Annotated in this window: 15 protein-coding genes; 1 reads left to right on the top strand and 14 read right to left on the bottom strand. The window is 41.5% G+C overall.

Translation table 11 applies throughout. From position 1 onward, the window contains the following. Positions 1-9 precede the first annotated feature (9 nt). From KJS52_RS07940 to KJS52_RS07980, 9 genes are all read right to left on the bottom strand, one after another. On the bottom strand, positions 10-816 hold the full coding sequence (locus KJS52_RS07940) for a Nif3-like dinuclear metal center hexameric protein (protein ID WP_213514207.1): 807 nt from the start codon (positions 814-816) through the stop codon (positions 10-12). A gap of 23 nt (positions 817-839) precedes the next feature. After that, positions 840-1,733: a carbohydrate ABC transporter permease gene (locus KJS52_RS07945; RefSeq protein WP_213514208.1), complete on the bottom strand. Its 894-nt coding sequence runs from the start codon at positions 1,731-1,733 to the stop codon at positions 840-842. 12 nt (positions 1,734-1,745) lie between these two features. Continuing rightward, entirely contained in the window at positions 1,746-2,660 is a 915-nt protein-coding gene (locus KJS52_RS07950) for an ABC transporter permease (RefSeq protein WP_213514209.1), read from the bottom strand. Between the two features lie 72 nt (positions 2,661-2,732). Beyond that, positions 2,733-4,265, bottom strand: a complete 1,533-nt coding sequence (locus KJS52_RS07955) for an ABC transporter substrate-binding protein (RefSeq protein ID WP_213514210.1) — start codon at positions 4,263-4,265, stop codon at positions 2,733-2,735. Positions 4,266-4,397: 132 nt separating this feature from the next. Continuing rightward, on the bottom strand, positions 4,398-5,984 hold the full coding sequence (locus KJS52_RS07960; RefSeq protein ID WP_213514211.1) for a helix-turn-helix domain-containing protein: 1,587 nt from the start codon (positions 5,982-5,984) through the stop codon (positions 4,398-4,400). Beyond that, positions 5,962-7,689 carry a sensor histidine kinase gene (locus KJS52_RS07965; protein ID WP_213514212.1) on the bottom strand — a complete coding sequence of 576 codons (1,728 nt, stop codon included), beginning with the start codon at positions 7,687-7,689 and terminating at the stop codon, positions 5,962-5,964. The genes KJS52_RS07960 and KJS52_RS07965 overlap by 23 nt, the downstream gene beginning before the upstream one ends. 96 nt (positions 7,690-7,785) lie before the next feature. Next, entirely contained in the window at positions 7,786-8,220 is a 435-nt protein-coding gene (locus KJS52_RS07970; protein WP_246563298.1) for an alpha/beta hydrolase, read from the bottom strand. A gap of 261 nt (positions 8,221-8,481) precedes the next feature. After that, a complete protein-coding gene (gtfA, locus tag KJS52_RS07975; protein ID WP_213514213.1) occupies positions 8,482-9,951 on the bottom strand; it encodes a sucrose phosphorylase in 1,470 nt (489 codons plus the stop codon). A gap of 14 nt (positions 9,952-9,965) precedes the next feature. Beyond that, on the bottom strand, positions 9,966-10,922 hold the full coding sequence (locus KJS52_RS07980; RefSeq protein WP_213514214.1) for a carbohydrate kinase family protein: 957 nt from the start codon (positions 10,920-10,922) through the stop codon (positions 9,966-9,968). A 206-nt stretch (positions 10,923-11,128) separates the two neighbouring features. Here KJS52_RS07980 and KJS52_RS07985 point away from each other — a divergent pair, with 206 nt between their 5' ends. Beyond that, on the top strand, positions 11,129-11,305 hold the full coding sequence (locus KJS52_RS07985) for a hypothetical protein (RefSeq protein WP_213514215.1): 177 nt from the start codon (positions 11,129-11,131) through the stop codon (positions 11,303-11,305). A gap of 85 nt (positions 11,306-11,390) precedes the next feature. Here KJS52_RS07985 and KJS52_RS07990 read toward each other — a convergent pair whose 3' ends face one another. From KJS52_RS07990 to KJS52_RS08010, 5 genes are all read right to left on the bottom strand, one after another. After that, the gene (locus KJS52_RS07990; protein WP_213514216.1) at positions 11,391-11,618 is read right to left on the bottom strand and encodes a hypothetical protein; all 228 of its coding nucleotides are present in this window, start codon (positions 11,616-11,618) and stop codon (positions 11,391-11,393) included. A 24-nt stretch (positions 11,619-11,642) separates the two neighbouring features. Continuing rightward, positions 11,643-13,076, bottom strand: coding sequence for a glycosyl hydrolase family 28 protein (locus KJS52_RS07995; protein ID WP_246563300.1), 1,434 nt, complete (start codon positions 13,074-13,076; stop codon positions 11,643-11,645). A gap of 107 nt (positions 13,077-13,183) precedes the next feature. Continuing rightward, positions 13,184-14,797 (bottom strand): extracellular solute-binding protein, encoded by a 1,614-nt coding sequence (locus KJS52_RS08000; protein ID WP_213514217.1) that lies wholly within the window; start codon positions 14,795-14,797, stop codon positions 13,184-13,186. Between the two features lie 13 nt (positions 14,798-14,810). After that, positions 14,811-17,015, bottom strand: a complete 2,205-nt coding sequence (locus tag KJS52_RS08005; protein ID WP_246563351.1) for an AraC family transcriptional regulator — start codon at positions 17,013-17,015, stop codon at positions 14,811-14,813. Between the two features lie 208 nt (positions 17,016-17,223). Then, positions 17,224-18,807: a type 2 periplasmic-binding domain-containing protein gene (locus KJS52_RS08010; protein WP_213514219.1), complete on the bottom strand. Its 1,584-nt coding sequence runs from the start codon at positions 18,805-18,807 to the stop codon at positions 17,224-17,226. Positions 18,808-18,860 lie beyond the last annotated feature (53 nt).

An 18,860-nucleotide genomic window follows, 5' to 3' on the forward strand; every position in this document is an offset into this window, starting at 1 on the left:
GTTGCCTCATTATACGTAATGAAATGGCTCCTTAGCATCTACAAATGAAACTGGAACGCCCTCAACTAATGGAGCCAGCCATTCGGCCATATGCTTCATGCCCCATTCTTCAGAACGCTCGTGACCAATCACGATCATCGCTTTTTTCAAGCCTAGCATTGCAGCATCATTCACATAGGCACAAAGAGTCCATTCTGTAATTTCCCCACATAACATAACATCGAGATTTTTTTCGTTCATTAGTTCCATTGGCATCTGCTCTCTACCTAATCCTAAGCTTCCACCACCTACTAAAATACCAACTCTTGAGCAACTCATTTCAGGATTTCCGACAACTCGAATCGTCTTCATTCCTAATTTATTTTTCAGGTATTGTGCAAGCTCCTTGACAGTAGTTGATTCTAGCTCGTATATCCAAGGCGAGTTAGTGTCTGCTTTGAACGCATCCCATTCCAGTTCCTTGATCAGTCCATCATAGATACGATCTGTATCTGCCATATGCATGTGATCGTGGAATCTCCAAATCGTAATCTGGTGTTCATCGATTAGCTTTTTCTTTTCTGCATATACTGCATCCTCAGTAAGCCAATCTGTATGATCTTTCCCAGTAAAGTAAGTCGGCTCATGTGTAATGATTAGATTAGCGCCTAATGCAATCGCTTCTTTTATAACATCTGCCGTCGCCATAAATGTTGTGACAATTCCCTTTACTTCCATCTCCATATGCCCACTAGCCAAAACATCACAAGTCTCCTCTAGCTTTTTTCCACCACAGCAATCCAGCAAGATTCGGTCAATAACCTCTTGTACCTTCATATTCCCAGCTCCTTATCAATTTTTTATCCTTTAACTGCTCCAATAACAACGCCCCGGGTCAAATATTTCTGTGTTAACGGCAGTACGAATAGAACAGGAACAATCCCTAATACAGCCATCGCCATACGTACTGATGTGCTAGGCATATCAACTGCTTCTGCACCAAGCACGACATTCGCTTGTCCGGAATTCAAGTATTGGATATTATTCATTAATTGAACGAGAAGATTTTGAATGCCGTAATATTGCGGCTTAGAAATATAATAAAGTGCATTAATCCAATCATTCCAATACGCAAGTCCCATAAATAACCCTACAGTTACCATAACAGGTACTGACAGCGGCAGCATGATTTTGAAAAATGTGCGCAGCTCGGACGCTCCGTCAATCTGTGCCGATTCAATAATTTCTAACGGCACATTGTTTTTGAAATAATTGCGAACTAACAGCACGTTAAATCCGTTAGCTAATAAATTCGGTACAATTAATGCCCAGATTGTATCTTTTACATTAAAAAATTGCGTCCACATAATATAGGAAGGAACTACGCCGCCATTAAACAGCATTGTAAAAAACACGACAAATGCGAGTACATTGTGATATTTAAAGTCTCTTCTAGACATGGGGTAAGCTAGCATGCTTGTAATTAATAAGCCAACCGCTGTACCAAGCACCGTAACAAGAAACGATACCCCGTATGCACGAATAAACGTATGAAGGGATGCCTCCAAGTACAAATAAGAATCAAAACTAATTTGAGTTGGAATAAAACTATAACCGTTTCTTATAAGTGACGATTCTTCCGTAATAGAAGCAACTACAATAAGAACAAATGGTAAAAATGCTAATAACGTAAACAGCACCATCATTATTGCAGAGAAAATGACAAATGCTCGTTCTCCTCTTGTTTGAATCATATCATTCTCCTCCTAGAAAAGTGCGTTCTCCGGACTAACCTTTCTAACGATTGCATTTACAATTACAACTAATGCAAAGCCTACAATCGACTGATACAGTCCAGCTGCAGCGGACATTCCAATATCATTCAACTGCATGAGTGCACGATAAACGTACGTATCAATCGTTTGTGTTGTACTGTACAGCGCTCCTGAGTTCATAGGGACTTGATAGAACAAACCAAAATCAGAATTGAATATTCGACCAAGCGACATAAGTACCAGGATGATGACAGTTGGTTTTAAGAGTGGAAGGGTTATCGTACGAATTTGTCTGATCTTCCCAGCTCCATCAATTTTCGCAGCTTCATAGATGCTTTTATCGATCCCTGCTATCGAAGCAAAATAAACGATAGATCCATATCCTGCTGTCTTCCAAATCTGAATAAAAACGAGGATATAAGGCCAATATTTAGATTCCGTATACCAGCTTATTTCAGGTAAGCCTAAGGGCGCTAAAATAGATTTGTTTACGAAACCACTATCAGCATTTAAAAATGCGAATACCAGCATGGAAAGCACAACCATTGAAATCAAGTTAGGTAATATTAAACCTGACATAAATAGCTTGGCATATACTTTTTTCAGCAGCTCAGCCATAAAAATTGCAATCATGATTGAGAAAACGGTACCCAACGCAATAAATACTAAATTATACAACAAAGTGTTTCGTGTCATGATCCATGCATCTTTTGTCTGAAACAAAAAGGTAAAATTATCAAAGCCTATCCAGTCACTACCAAAAATTCCTTTAGCGTAGTTCACATCTTTGAAGGCGATAAATACCCCGAACATCGGTAAGTAACTGTTGATTAAAAAATACAACAGCCCCGGAATCGCTAGCATAAATAGTGGAAGCGTTTTTTTCAACGCTCTAGCTTTCGTCATTGTCTCCTACCTCCACTTACGGAAAATGGAGCCTAGCATCGACTCCATTTTCCTTCCGACTTTTATTGTGTATTATTGTTGTTCTGCAATCCATGCATTCAATTGATCTTGCTTGCTCTGGATAATAGCTTCTGCCCCTGCATCCTTCAATGCTTGTACAAATTTAGGGATGATTGTCTCAGGATCTAGCGCACCTGTAACAAGTCCAGGAAGGTACTGATTCACAACGTTTGTTACGGCACTAATTTGAGTTTTCACTGGGCTTGGATCAAAGATAAATCCAAAGTAAGGGGATCTCTCTGTTTCTTTGTTTTCTTTCAGCTTCAACTCGACATCAGACCAATTAATACCTTCAAATTGATATTGAATAGATTCTGAGCCTACAATGCCTGTGCTTAGCATAGCTGTATAAGAAACTGTGTTTGCATTTTTACCATCTGGAAATTTCACATGGTGCTCATCAACCTTGATAAAGTCTTCGCCTTCAATACCGTACAAAATCGTGTTAATGAGTTGTTGATCTGTATAAAGCAGGTTCAAGAATTTTACCGCAGCTTCAGGCACTTTCGTTGTACTTGATACCAACCAGCTTACAGAGTTAACAGCATTCGTATCAAAGTAAAACGGAGCAATACGCTTCATTTCAATATTTTTACCTGTTTGGGCACTAATTGAGCTTGCTGCTTCCATACCACCGTATCCTCCCATATAAGAGAACAATCGATCAGAAGCCATGAGCTCAGTTGAGGTGATCGTCGTCGTTGCTGCATCCTTTTGCAAATAACCATTGTTAAACCAAGCATTCATCATCTTTACACCATCAATAAATGCATCAGTTTCATACAGATTTACAACTTGTCCATCGCCATCTACGACAACACCAATACCAGAAGTGTCTGTCAAAAAGTCAATTTTTGATGTGCCTTTAATGTAGTTAATAAGGCCGGTATCACTTGGATTGACGTTAATTGGACCAAATGGGACGACATCAGGGAACTTCTGCTTAATTGCTTCAAAGATAGCTGGCAAATCCTCAATAGATGTTATATCATCAGAAGTCTTGCCAATTTCTTTCAACATATCTGCGTTATAGACGAAGCTAATTGGCAGTGACATTCCTTTGTTTACAGGCACACCATACGTATGTCCACCAATCGTTGTAGCTTTTAGGAAGTCAGGTCCAAAGTCCTTCTCAACGATTTCAATTAGCTCCTTTCCATGTTCAGCTAGTAAATCCTCAATCGGATACAGCTGATTTTTAGATACATAGTTTGTAAACTGACCTAGTGTGGTGAATACATCCATCTTATCCCCACTTTGAAGCGCTAGATTTACTTTTTGTGCATAGTCAGCAGGTCCATAAAGCTTAAAATCAACCTTTACGCCAATTTTATCGACCGTAATGGCATTAATCGCTTCTGTTACTTTACTTAGGTCTTCTGGAATGGCATTGAAGGTCGGCATAGCAAAAACTATTTCATCTACTGCCTTTTCGTCAACTTTATTGGACGAGGAAGAATTATTGTTGCTTCCACACGCCGATAAAATCAAACTGAACACTACCATTACCAAGATGCCTAAAGTTAACCCCTTTTTTGTTTTCATCATTACTCCTCCTGTTCTGTAAGTTCGCTTTCAGTATACTGTAAACGGATTCAGGATGACTTTAATAAAAACGGCCTGTTTTTTTAAAAAACAGGCATATATAACTTCACTATTACGTTGTAATATAGAGGCTTACTTATGCCTTGCTCTATAATTGTTAGGAGTTTCACCTGTCAGTTTCTTAAATACTGTTGAGAAATAAGACATACTGTCAAAGCCCGTTTCCATCGCGATTACACTAATACTTTTCGAGCTCTCTACGAGCAGTTGCTTCGCTTGATTGATGCGCCATTCATTGAGATATTCTCTAATCGTAAGACCCGTTTCATTTTTAAATACTTTGGAGAAGTAATCAGAGGTTAAAAATACACTCGCAGCAACATCCTCCCTCGTAAGGTCTTTCATATAATTTTCTTGAATAAAACGCTTCGCTTTGTCTACAACGCCCTCTGACTGCTGAGCAGCGTTGACGGAGATAATCGTTTGCTCTGTGAGCATATGGGCCCACTTAATAAAATCAAATATGCTGCGCTCAGCATGATGACTTAGCTGCTGGGCAGTTTCACTTACAAACAAACGATGGGCTTGTATATGGTTTCTTGTTAAGTATGAATATACAACCTGCATAAAATCCTCTTTAATCGAATGAAGCGTTAATGAATCGAGCCGATTTTGCTCAGACAGTGCTTCAAGTTCTTTTCTTAACTTATTAATAATTTGAAGCTTCTCACGTTGAATAAACAATAAAGAAAACTGCTCAACGTCAAGCATATAGCTGCCTGTTTCAGCATAATTAAATGGATCATTCTGATAGTGTACGATTCCCCTAAAAATGATGTTGGAGGCATCCATGCCTTCAAGAGCTTGTTTTGTTTGAGCTAGCTTTGCAATAGATAACGGTTCACCAATATAGCAGGTGGCCGTGCATTTGAAATATTGCTTGCAATGCATAATAATCAGCTCGCTTTTTTGTTTCAGATGTTCAACCTGACCTTCTTCTACGACAATAGCGGTATAGAAGTCATGATCAACTTGGTAGGAGATCACTCTGTGATGATTAACTCGATCGAACATAATTTCAGAGCAAATATTAGAAAGCGCAGTCAGGAGCAAGCTTGGTTGCCAATTCATTTCAATACCCGAGCTAGGGATACTAATAAGTAGCAATGTATAGGCTCGCTCGGCATTAATCGTTAGTTCACGTTTAACAATTTCTCCTTGGATGATATCAGCTCTGGATGGAATTGATGATGATAGTACGTCCTTCCAAAAGCTATTTTCAATGACATCCTTATTTTTCAGCCATGATTGACCTAGCTTACTGTATTCGCCCATTTCTCTCTTCTGCTTAAGCTTGTCGATTGACTTTTCTAATGCTTCTTCAAGCTTATTTTTATCCAGAGGTTTTACAAGATAATTATCAGCATGATATGAAATTGCTGTAGCAGCGAATTCAAAGCTTTGATGGCAGGTAAAGAAGATAAAGCCACCTTCATAGCCCCGCTCATCTCTTACCCATTTAATCATATCGATGCCTGAACCACGCGGCATTTCAATATCACAAATAATTAAGTCAGGAACAGCTTCCTCATAAAGCTTTATCGCATGCTGCATGTTGTATGCAGTCACAACTTTCGCTATTCCATAGCGATGCCAATCTATAATTTCTACTAATGCCTCAATCGTTGGAATATCGTCATCGATTATTAAACAACGCATGACTCTCTCCCCTTCTTCGCTCTTCTGTACATGGTATCCACAACTCGACTTTTGCTCCAGAATTTTCAATATTCGATAGTTGCAATAAATCATCACGCTTGTACAATAATTGCAATGTTTTTCTTATATTCGCAATCCCCACTTTATGTTGCATTTCCTGATTCTGCTGCTCTGACTGCCCCAGTAAAACCTCTTGGGGAAAACCGCAGCCATTGTCTTCAATCGTTATTTTCACAAATGAAGCTGCATCCTCATGCGTTTCCATATCAACACGGATAAATATCGACATCATTTCCCCATATACAATCGCATGTTTAAATATATTTTCTACAAAGGTTTGAATCATATATTGCGGAATATATTCCTTGCGTGCCATCTCATTAATCTCTGTCATGAAGAAAACTTGATTAGGAAAACGGATATCCTGCATCGCAATATAGTTTTCGACGTGCTTAATTTCTTCTCCAATTTGGATTTCTGTCAATACCCCATTAAACATATAGCGCAAATGATCAGACAAATGACTTATCATTTTTCTGATTTCTTTGTTTTTATGCTGATAGGTTAAACTCGTTATTGTAGAGATCGCATTGAGATAAAAATGAGGGCGAATTTGCATCTGCAAATATTTAAGCTCTAGCCTGTTGCGCTCCAGCTGCTCTTCATACGAGGAAATTTTCAATTCCTTTATTTCACGAATCATGGATCGAAATGATTGGAACAGCTTCATAAATTCAATGGAATAGTTTCTAGTGGGATCACGAAATTCGAGCTGTCCCTTTTCTATTTCTTTAGAAGCTTTTACCAGCTCAAGTACAGGCTTTACAATATCTCTTGCTAGGTTACGAAGCACAACTGGTACAACAACGCATGAAATTACTGCCAAAGAGATAATCATCCATTGAATTGATTTTAATTTCCAAAAGACATTTTTCTTTTCCACCATGTTAGTGAGCTTACCAACTTGATCAACGGCCTCCGAAACAATAAAATACTGATCGCTTTTCATGGATACGAGCTCATCGAGCGCGATACCTACGTCACTTTTTTGCTGTTCGCTAGCGGCAATCACAACACCCTGCTCATTGCTAATAGCATATTGATTTGAATCTGTATCACTTTTATGGATTAACGCTAACAATGTATCTGCTTTTACAATTGTACCGAATCTAATTCCTGAAAAAGAAATGATTTTAACTAAATAATACTCTCCCTTTATATTAAGGCTTGTCCACTCATTACTATCGTAATCCTCCGTCATGAATGAAGCCGATCTGATCGAATCACTTAATATTAATTTGTTTTCTGAATAGATTCGACTGTTGTATTGTTCCAGTACGATATCGTTTTCACCTATTTTAATAAACATGCCATCGCTTGACTCGTTTCTTGACATTTTTAACTGTAAAGCATTTCTTAATTGAACTTGTCTAAAGTAGCTCGTGTTTGAATCAAGATCAATTAATGATGAAGCCAAGTCGATATTATTTTCAAATACATCAATCAAATCTCGTTCATAGCTATTAAATGCATGTTGTACATTTGATTTATGAATAGCGAGCGTACCTTGGGAATGCGCTAAAGAGTTGTTTCTCACAACCTCCAAAGAGTACACATTGCTCATTACAAGTACCGTAATTAAAATGACAAGAATAAGAGTTACTTGCAGAGAAAACTTAAAGACGATGCTATTCGTTTTAATCATACTTGCTGCTCACGTCCCACGTATAAAGTAAAACCCTGTTGCCAGTAAACGTTTTTGTGACGTTTACTGGCAACAGGGATAGGAACCATAGAAGGCTTATTCCTTAGTAGAGGGTAATGCGGATATCCAATTTAGTGCGTCTTCAATACCTTCATCCCAAAACTCCCACGTATGGTCGCCTGGCTTCTCTTTATAAGTATGCTCAATCGCTTCACTTAATAAAAACTGATGATAGCGTAAATTAACATCATATAAAAAATCCTCTGTTCCGCAAGACAGATACATGTTCGGCAGCTGTTTGTCTGCTGCTGCTAATTGCTTAATTAACGCCTCAGGATCCTTATCGCTCCCTAGCAGCTTCGTTAAATCTCCAAATACGCTTTGAAAATAGGGCTGTCTCATCGAATTATGCGTAAAATCCGGTGAAGCGTTCGCAATTTTGTATGGGATTAATGCCGCTGATAACGCAATAATTCCAGCGAATCGCGTATTATACTTTAATCCGTTTCGAATAGCGCCATATCCACCCATAGACAAGCCGCCTATAAATGTATGCTCTCTGCTCGTCGATATAGGAAAGCATTCTTATGCGAGTGTAGCATATCCAATCGTTATGACTGCCAGTAAAACCATTAAGAAGGTATAAAGATTTTAATGGTTGCTGAGATGGCAAAGTCCAATTTATTGGACCCGTCTATTGGCAGCAACGCGTTAAAAGTCACTTTTCTTCTTAAGCTATGCGAAAAAAAAGCTAACGGTTAGGTACGCCATGTCAAACTCCCTTATTCATAGTTATACGATATAATCGACAAGTTTTCCATCCTCATTTTGATACGTAATCACTGTTTTATAAGTTGTTAAATCGACAGACAGCTGACAATAACGATCTGAAGTTTTCCAACACATATGCAGCTTATGATCATCCGTATCAGCTACTTCAAATTCACCATCGAATGCCTCATAGGTATTACGGAATTGGATAAGCTCTAATTGACGTTTCACAACAGACGTTTGTAACGCAGATTCAATTTCCTCTATGGTGTAATTATGGCGATTGATTTCTCTTCCTTCACCTGTTGCTTTTACCCGTTCCATATCATTTTCACCAGCTAACAACCCGACGTAATAAACCTGAGGAATACCAGGAGTAAAGAGTTGAATAGCACGAGCAGCGATATACGCATCATCGTTCTCTTCCAGCACACTATAATAGGTGCAGCGAATTTGGTGGACATCGAATCCATCGGCCGCTTTATGCTCCTCAGACATAATTAGACTTAAATTTGCGCCTCGCTCCACACACACCTTAACAAGCTCTCGGGCATCCTCTGTGTGAATGAGATCATCCATATCTGGCTTCACAGGAATTCCATCGTGGCAATCCAGCATTGTAAATTGATTGTGAGGCCTTGTTTTAAGATAATGACGAAGCGCTTTACTGTTGCGATTTACTAATGTATCCAATACGCGATATGGCAAAATAAAGTCGTATATCCAGTAGCCTTTTTCAGCTAACCTGTATTGAATGCTGTAATGCGCATGAACCTCTGGTAAAAGCTCAATATCGAGTGAATCCGCCAGTTCTTTTATTTCATCTAAAAAATTATAAATGTCCGGCTCAACAAAGAAACAGCTCGTTCCTAGCTTTTTAATCACATAGCCAACTGCATCAAGCCTAACAATTTTAATGTTATTGCGCTTGAAATTTTCGAAAAATGCGCGTAGTAACGCTTTTGTTTGAGCCGATTTAATGTCTAAATCAATTTGCTCTGAGGGGTCTGTTTTGCCAAAGGTTGTCCATACCTTTTCTTCTTTATTATCCTTTTTCGTTATAAATGTGGAATAGGGCAAGGGACGTCTTAAAAACATCTTGTCTATATCACGCTGAATCGGTTCTCCATCTGGCCATATTTTATCCAACGTAATAAATAGGTCTGCATATTCAGAATCCCTGCCATGTTCCAGGAAATGTTGAAAAAATGGCGATTGCTGCGAGATATGATTAACCATCAAATCTACTAAAACATCAAATCGCTCTCCAATTTTCCTTATATCCTCCCACGAACCAAACTCAGGCTCAATTTCAAGATACGTTAGCGGTGCAAAGCCGCGATCTCCTGATGACGGAAAAGGTGGAAGGATATGCACACCTCCAGTAAATGCATCAGAAAAATATTGATTTAGAACGTGGTCCAAACTTTTCAAGTTACCGCCTAATGAATCCGGATATGTTATGAGCTGAACTTTATTTTTGATTGCCATGTTGCTGCCTCCTCCTAGCTGAAATATTGCTGTTCAATCTGTTCTAGTACTGGAAAATCTATAACGGCTCCCGCGTGCTTTAATTTATAGGCACTTACTGCAAAACCTAATTGAAGCGCCTTGTTAAGTGGATATCCCTTTACAATAGCTGCATAGAAGCCTGACCAAAAAGAGTCGCCCGCTCCTGTTGTATCTATAATTTCAGTTGCCAAGCTTGGAAAGGTGAGCGTCTCACGACCATTAGACACGAGTGCACCATCTTTGCCAAGCGTCAAGATGACCAGCTTAGCACCTAAATCCAAAAACTTATCCAGTTGATTGTTTGGTGTATCTGCTCCAAACAAGCGCTCGGCATCGTCTTCAGAGGGCTTTATGACATCAACCTTCGGAATAATTGATTTCACATATTGAACGCCATCTTCGCCACTTGGCCAGAGCATTGGATGATAATTAGGATCAAAGCCAATAAGTAGCTGATGTTGCCGCGCAGTCTCAATCATTTGCTCTACGGTTTCACGAGCAGGATTTCTTGAGAGTGGCCAGCATGAAAAATGAAGCACCTTTGATCCCTTCAGGCTTGTTTCCAATTGTGCCGAATACGATAAGTGATAATCAGCTCCACGGTAAAATATAGGAATTGGTGTAGCCGTACTTCGTGTTACGACAACTAGACTAGTTGCAGCATCCTTATACTGTATCGTTTGTAACGGTAGGCCTTCTTTTTGCAATTGATCGATAAGGAATCTCCCAAATCCATCATGGCCGACAGCGGAGCATACTTGTGCGTTTATTCCTAATTTCTTAGCATTTATTGCGATATTAGACGGAGATCCTCCAAAAAATTTGCTAAAAGAATTGCCTTGAAATGGATCATCATACTCGTCCGCAATTAAATCAATTAGCAACTCGCCGACTGTCAACACATCATTACTTCTGTCTTGCAATGGAATAATGCTGTTATACTCTAACATTTAAGCCCCCCTAGCATTGCCTTATTCTATCTAATATCTACACTGTAAAATAATGAACCTAGGGGTACATCAAATAATACGGTTTATTTTTTAAAAATCTAGGCTTTTATAAATATGAAGCAACGCGTGTTAGATGGGTCGTTTTCGTTAATACTATACAATTGTCAAATAACTTTGCTATGGCAACTAAGAATAGGAGCATTAGGATGAGAAGCGAGGATCAAGTTAAAAGCAAGCTGTATGAGCTGCGCCAATTAATGCAAAACAGTCAGGATGAAATGAGACTTGCGACGGTGCAGGCTCAAATCGAAATGCTGGAGTGGACGCTGCATAATCCAACCGAAATATATCACATTGAGGATTTGGAGCAGCTGGACAGCTAACTGAAACAAAGAAGCGTGAGCTGTATGTGAACAACTTACGCTTCTTATGTTAACAGCTACTTTATGGACTTCCACAATGGCTTAGCTACCAGATGTACAGCACTGTATCGGCATGTCTCATTGCGACCTGCTTATAGCAAATGCCATCATCCACTTCACCCGTGGGATTCATAGCAGAGCGATCGTCATGAATGCCATCAATCATCGTTGTATATGGAATTTTAAATCGGGAACGTACACTTACCTTGTCAATCTTGTCGGTCACTTTCTTAATCGTTCGATCCAGCCACTCTTTTTCCGATTCCTTCAGCATATCCGTTCACAGTCCTTCCGTCTCTTAACTGCTCGAACTATCTTGAAACGTAACATTTTGCTGAAAGTCACTGCATTGAAAATTGCCTTCCTCTAGGCTGCGAATGATCTTTCCGTTTATTCGCAAATTCCGAAAGTGAATGCCACTGACTATGCGCTCCTCATCGTAACCAGCGATTACTGAAGGATTCTGACACTCGCCATCGAACGAGATATCCTCAAAATAAACGTGCTCTACAAGGCGCCCAGGAGTCGGATTGTATTTCGGGTTTTGGAATACTCTAATATCAAAAAGTCGTCCAAGCTCGAATTGTTCAATGCGGATACGGCGAAACACCGCATGTCGTACCGTATTGCTATCACCTGCATTAATTGCAATGCAACCCCAATATCCATCCTGAGGCTCATGATGCTCTAATATATCAATATTGTCGAATACTAGGTTTTCAATTACATTTCCGTTATCGTCATAATCACCATGACAACCTATCATAATGGGATGCGCAACATCTGCCCATAAAATGGCGTTAGTAACATGAATATTGCTCGTATCGCCTTTATACTCACCTCTACTGCCGTATACTGCGATACAGTCATCCGATGTTCTTAAGAATACATCGTCTATTCGCACATTGCTGCACGACATCATGTCAATGCCATCACACCAACCTCTAGTACTAAATGCTTTGAAATTGTGAATTCGAATATTTTCGGATTGACCTAAATGGATGCTGTAATGTGGCGGATCAATTGAAACAAGATCTCGAACTGTCACATTGCTAGAGTAGCGAATATCTATGCTTCGCCAATACGTTGTTTTTTCAATCTCGCGAAGATAAATAAACCCCCGTCCACCTATCGTAACATTCTCGGCATGACTGCAAAGCAAAGAACCAACGATCACTGCGCCTCCAGCAATATAAACGGTTGTGTTTGAAGGGATATTAAACAATCCATCCTCGAAGTAATGCAAGCCTTCTGCAAAATAGATCAAACGAGGATTCTCTATGTTAACCCGTTCATTCACACAATAGCTACCAGCATGAAGACAAATTGTATCTTCACCTTGCGGGTCAGGCACATGCTGTTCGAGTTCATTCGCAAATAAATGAAGATTATGAAACCGTTCTCCATTTATTTCAACGGTAAGCTTCGCCGGCTCATTTAACGTAAAGCGAATGGTTTTACCTGCGATCTCAGCGTGAATAGTTTGCGATAATGGACGGATTACTGCTTCCTCAATCTCATTTACACTCGTCACCTCCACTTGGACAGTTCCATTAAAGTCAAACGATGCCATCGTAGCTTCTCTTACATTATGCATATCTACCCGAACAAGGTACGTACTAAGTTCTACCCATTCTCCTACAGGCGTCTTCACACGCACTGAATAATCATTGCTTCTTGGCAGCTCAGTCGGTGCGTTGTAGGTGACTAAGATCGATTCTTTCATGCTCATATTGCGTTCCCCTTTACTAGTTTAATTGTCTTTCATTGTAGGGTTCGCAGATAACGAGAATCTATTGTAATTTTTCTGGAAAACGTATAATTTTTTCATTTCTTTTATTAATTCGGTTGTTTTGAACGCTCTATGACGATTTTATTCGCTTCATCCAGCAGCTCTTGACCGCCCGATTTCAGCCATTGCGATACAAAATCATCAAAATCTTTATCAGTGTCAGCCTCACCGCTAATCGCTTTAATAAAATATTGATCCTGCATCGTGCGCAGCAGCTCGTCATATTGCGGCTTCGATTGCAGCACGACCGTTCCCAGCACATCGGTAATCAGCTCATAGCCCTTGGAATGCTGTTCTCTGAATTCAACTTTCTCCGGCGTCAAATAAAATTTCTCCATCGCAATGACCCGGCCATTTAATGGATTGTAAAATCCGCCTATGCCGAGCTGCGCTCTCGCTTCTCCAGTACTATATTCCTCGGTGAACACAACGACATCTCCGTCAAAGGTATAGGAAACATCCTCAATGCCAAATACTGTCGTCAAAAAGCCCTCCTCTTCCATCCCGACGAACTCCAGCATTTGCAAAATTCGCGCCCGCTTTTCCGCATCCTGTTCCAGCTGAATACCGAACATTAACGGCGCTTGAATCGAGCCATTAGACAGCGAATAAGACTTGCCCTGGGGCCCGATTAAAGGCTTACCGATCACCATGTTAACGCCCGCCTCAATCGCTGCTTCGCCAAAATAGCCATCCTCATACAAATGCTGCCACATCCCCGTATCAAACATGCCGATTTGGCCTTCGATAAATTTGCTGCGAATTTCGCCATTGCTGTCGGTAATAAATTCGGGATCGATCAACCCTTTTTCAAACCATTTATTTAACAGCTTCAACCCTTGCCGTGTTTCCTCCGCCAAGCCGGAATACACAATTTTGCCGTCTTCTCCTACGGCGTAATAGTACGGATTAATGCCGAATGCCGAGAACACCGCATTGAACATTTGGTTGGTCGCATCCCGAGCGCGGCCAGTCATGCCATACGTATCATGCTCACTGTTGCCATCAGGATCGTTTAATGTAAATTTGGCAAGTACATCCTCCAGCTCCTCCAATGTTCGCGGCGGCTCCGAATAGCCAATAGCCTGCAGCCAGTCTTCGTTGTAGGCCGGCAAAAAGCCCAGCGTGCCATTGCCCCAAACCCGCGGCACACCCCAATTTTCTCCTTGATACTGGCCAACATCCCACGCTTCCTTCGCTACCGACTCAAAATCCGCTACATATTTGGGCATATACTGGCGAATTTCCTCTTCCGTAATGCTGGCGATAATGCCCTGCTCCGCCCATTCCACCATGTCTGAATCAATGGCAATCCCCGGCATAATATCAGGAATTTCCCCAGAAGCAAGCAGCATATTCAATTGCTCGCGCCAGCGTATCGTATCCAGTCTTATATTTTTGATCTTCACATTAAATTTTTGCTCCAAATAACGCTGAACAAAGTTGTAGTCATTTTGCGGCAAGTCGTAAATGCTGGCAATGCTAATTTCCAAAGTAGTCTGAAACGGCGAAGTCTCTCTATTGTCTATCTCCGCAGCCATTCCTTTCTGATCTGCGCGCTCAAGCTTCAACTGTTCCTTGCCGTTGCAGCCAGCTGCCAGCATCGACAAGAGCATTAGCAGCAGCACACTGACCGCAATGAATGCTTTTCGCTTAACCATGCCTGGTTCCCCCTTACTGCACCCCTGAAGCTTTTTTGGACACATTGCGATATTGGACTGGCGTTATGCCAAATCTCGCTTTAAATTTGTTATGGAAATATTGCGGATTGCGGTAGCCTACAAGCGCCGAAATTTCCGCCACCGATATGCGCGGCTCGCTTTGCAGCAGCTGCGCCGCTTTGTCGAGTCTCGAGCGTGTTACATATTCGGTGAACGACTCCTTCATCACCTCGCCAAACAAGGTGGAAATATAGGCAGGAGCCAGCGAAGCCCGCTCCGACAGTACATTCAGTGACAAATCCTCATGCAAATGCTCATCGATATACTGCTTAAGCTCCATAATGATGTCGGTGTGAGCATGACTGCTCGTTTCCTTAACATGTGCAACAATTCGTTCAGAATGGCTGCGCACGGACTGAATCGTTTCCTCCAGGCTTTCCTTCTTCATTTCATCAAACAGATTCGACGGCGGTACAATTTTTTGCAGCTGCATATCAATAACCGCTTGATATAATGAGGAAACGAGCTGCAGCACGCTTAATTCAATCGCCTCCAGCTGGCGATTGCCGCTTTGCAGCCTGCAGCTGAACTCGTCAAGAAATTTGTTGACATGCTCCAGCTCACCGGCTTTAAGAGCATTCACATATTGATCGAAAGCGATCAAATACGGCGTCGCCTCCAGCTTCGTGATGTCAGAGTATGCAATAATCGCTTCCTTACCGTATATGAAGCGATAGCGATAGGCATGCTGCGCATACTGATATGAAATCGGAATTTCGTCGCTTGTCGCTACAATGGTTCCAATTGACGCGCTAAAGCTGATACTGCCCGCATGCGTTGTTCGAAATTGCGCCAGCTCATTTGCCAGCTGCTGCTCTGCATGCATATCCTCGTCGGAAGCTACATAATAGATGAGCGCAGCCTCCTGTGCATTCAGGCATACGACCTCCTGCATATGCCCGCTAGGCTTCAGCTCATATTGCTGTTGAAACTGAGTCGTTTGCCCGTCGTGCATATAAATATAAGCCGCAATAAATCGGGTATGCTCGGGAAAGCTGCCCGTATGCTCAAGATTAAGATTGGCGCCCAGCACCAAATTTTTCATCTCTATTTTTTTCGCACTCGTCTGCAAATGATTGATTTTTTCGCCCATTACATTAAATGCATTGCCGATAAAGGCATACTCGTTGCCAGACATTTGCTGTTGATTAGGCATGTAGTAGGTTCTAACCATCTGGATCAGCTTCTTCATCGGCATATAAAATTGCTTGGAAAACAGATACGATATTACGAAGCCAAGCACGAGCACAATGCCGCAAATGACAAAAATATTGCTTTTGAAGCGTTCGGAGGAAAGCGAGAACGTATTGATCGGCCGCATGACCGCATAGCTCCAGTCCAGCCCCGAATACTGAGCATTCAAATGAGAAAACACCGCATTGCCTTGCGTCATCGTATGCACGCCGTCTGACGCTGCCGAGGATGCCAGCGCCTTGCGCACCTGCTCCTCATCGCCTTGCTCCACCTCACCCGTTGTAAGAATAATCTCCTCCTGTTTGCTGAAAATGTACAGCTTTTCATGTGGCGAGGTAACAATTTGCGAAATCGACTCGCGCAAATGATCCACCGTAACATCGATATAAATATAGCCCTTTGGCTTGGCGCTCGGCTGATTGTACGGAAGCTTCAGCACATAGGTTAAAACCTGCTGTCCGTCAGACAGCTGTCTAGTAATCCATCTATCATGATAATCCGGATTAAGCTGCTCGATAAACGCATAATCCGTAGAGTTTTCCGGTTCCATATAAAACGATGTTTTGTCTATTGCATAATTTCCGTTAATTAAATAAACCGTCGTATTGTGCACGCCCTCGCTTGTGAGCGCATAAAGCTCCATGCCTTTGCTGAATAGTGCAATTCTGCTTAAATTGTTCTGCCATGAGTTGTCCAGCAAATAGTTCAAATTAACAGAATTGCTGGCAAAGCCCGTTGACATTGAAATATTTTGCACATGATTCTCAAATCGGCTCAGCATCGTATTTTCCATATAATCCTTGACGGCCTGCAATCGCTGCTGGCTATCCTTCGATATTTCTTCAATCATCAGCTCATTCGCCCGCGAATATAAGTAGCCGCCTGCAAGACTAATGAGTATAACAGTCATTAAGGTATAGGATAAAATTAAACGATAAAATACGCTGTTTTTATATTTTGACATCGCTTTCAAATTTGTGCCCCCTTGCCTAAACGAATAACAAGTGAAAATATGCTATTTTTATCGTAACTTTATCACAGAACAAAGCTTCTCACCTATTGCAAATTTATTCACTTTACTTATATTTCTTTAAAAATAAGCAGCCTGTTCTTCCATTTGCTTGAAAGAACAGGCTGCCGCTCAGGAAATTATTATTTAAGAGAATACTAGTTTATTGACGTGCTGCCTGGCGCTCCTGATAGACTTTGGTAGCCTCATCAAGAATGTCTTGACCGCCGGCTTTCAGCCATTGCGTTTTGAACTCCTCCAAAAGCTTATCTACTTCATTATTGGAAATAATCGCTTTCGTGAAATATTCATCCTGCAGTGCACTCAGGTTGGCAAAGTATTTAGCTTTGCTATCAAAAACAGTTGGGCCCAGTACATCGGCAATCACCTCTGCTCCATCTGTAAGCTGCTGTTTAAAGTCCAATTTATCCTGCGGCATATGGAACTTCCATGTAGATACCGCTCTTTCAATAAATGGATTGTAGAAGCCGCCAAGGCCCATTGCCAGTCGCTGATCGCCATCTGTGTCGTACGGCGGCAGGAACGTAGGCACGCCATCCTTCATTTCATAGGTAACGCCCTCTTGACCAAACACAGTCGTCAAGTAAATTTCGTCGTTAGTAGCCAGTTCATTCAGAATTTGCAAAATTTTAATACGTTTCGCTTCATCCTTCTCTACCTGTGCGCCAAGCAATAGTGGAACCTGCAGCGCACCGTTGGACATTTGCAGCGGCTTGCCTGCTGGTCCGAGCAAGCCCTTTCCATATACTGGCGTTATGCCGTTCTCCTCAAAAGCTTGCTGCTGGCCATACAGATGATGGTACATATTCGTTTCGATAAATCCAACCTTTTTACTGTTGAACTTCTGGCCGATCAAGCTGTTGTCATCTGTCATAAACTCAGGATCGATCAAGCCTTCCATATACCATTTGTTGATCAGCTTCGTCGCTTCCTTCGCTTCCTCCGTAATACCGCCCCATGTAATTGTGCCGTCCTCAGCTGCTTTAAACTGGTACGGGTTGACACCATATGCTGCATAAACCGTATTGAACAATTGCGCTCTTGCATCCTTGCCGCGGCCGGTCATGCCGTACGTATCCTGCTCGTTGTTGCCGTCTGGATCTTCGTTGCGGAATTTGATCAGCATTTGCTCAAACTCCTCAAGCGTAGCAGGCGCGCCACTCAAGCCAACCGCTTCCAGCCATTCGCCGTTGTAGGTTGGAATAAAGCCGGTTGAACCGTTCAGCCAAACTCTCGGTATGCCGAAGTTTTTCCCATCAATTAAGCCGATGTCCCATGCATTCGGATCAATCGATTCAACATCTGCTACATAGTCAGGCATATATTGCTTGATTTCATCGGCTGAGATGCTGGCAATGACGCCTTGGCGAGCCCAGTTAACCATATCGCCCTCTGAAATATTGTGAGGGAAAATATCCGGAATTTCTCCACCGGACACTTTTATTTTAAAGTTTTCATCTGTTGCGCGCAGATTTACAAATTTAACATTGAACTTCTCTTCCAGGTACTGCTGCACATACGTATTGTCTTCCTCTGGAACCTCCCAGGTCGAAGCGGAAATTATAATTTCGATAGGCTCTTCTGCATCTGTAGAATTGCCGGACTGATTCCCGTTATTTTTCGAATTTCCGTTAGCGGCAGGCGTGTTGCTGTTGGACGAGCAGCCTGCAATCATGATCGACAGCGCTAGAAGAAGTGCAAGCGCCAATTTGAAGCTGTGTTTCATTTTGTCATCCCCTTTTAATAGTTGTTTATTTATTTAATCGAAACGGTTGAGCG

This window comes from Paenibacillus montaniterrae, assembly GCF_018403185.1.
GTDB lineage: Bacteria > Bacillota > Bacilli > Paenibacillales > Paenibacillaceae > Pristimantibacillus > Pristimantibacillus montaniterrae.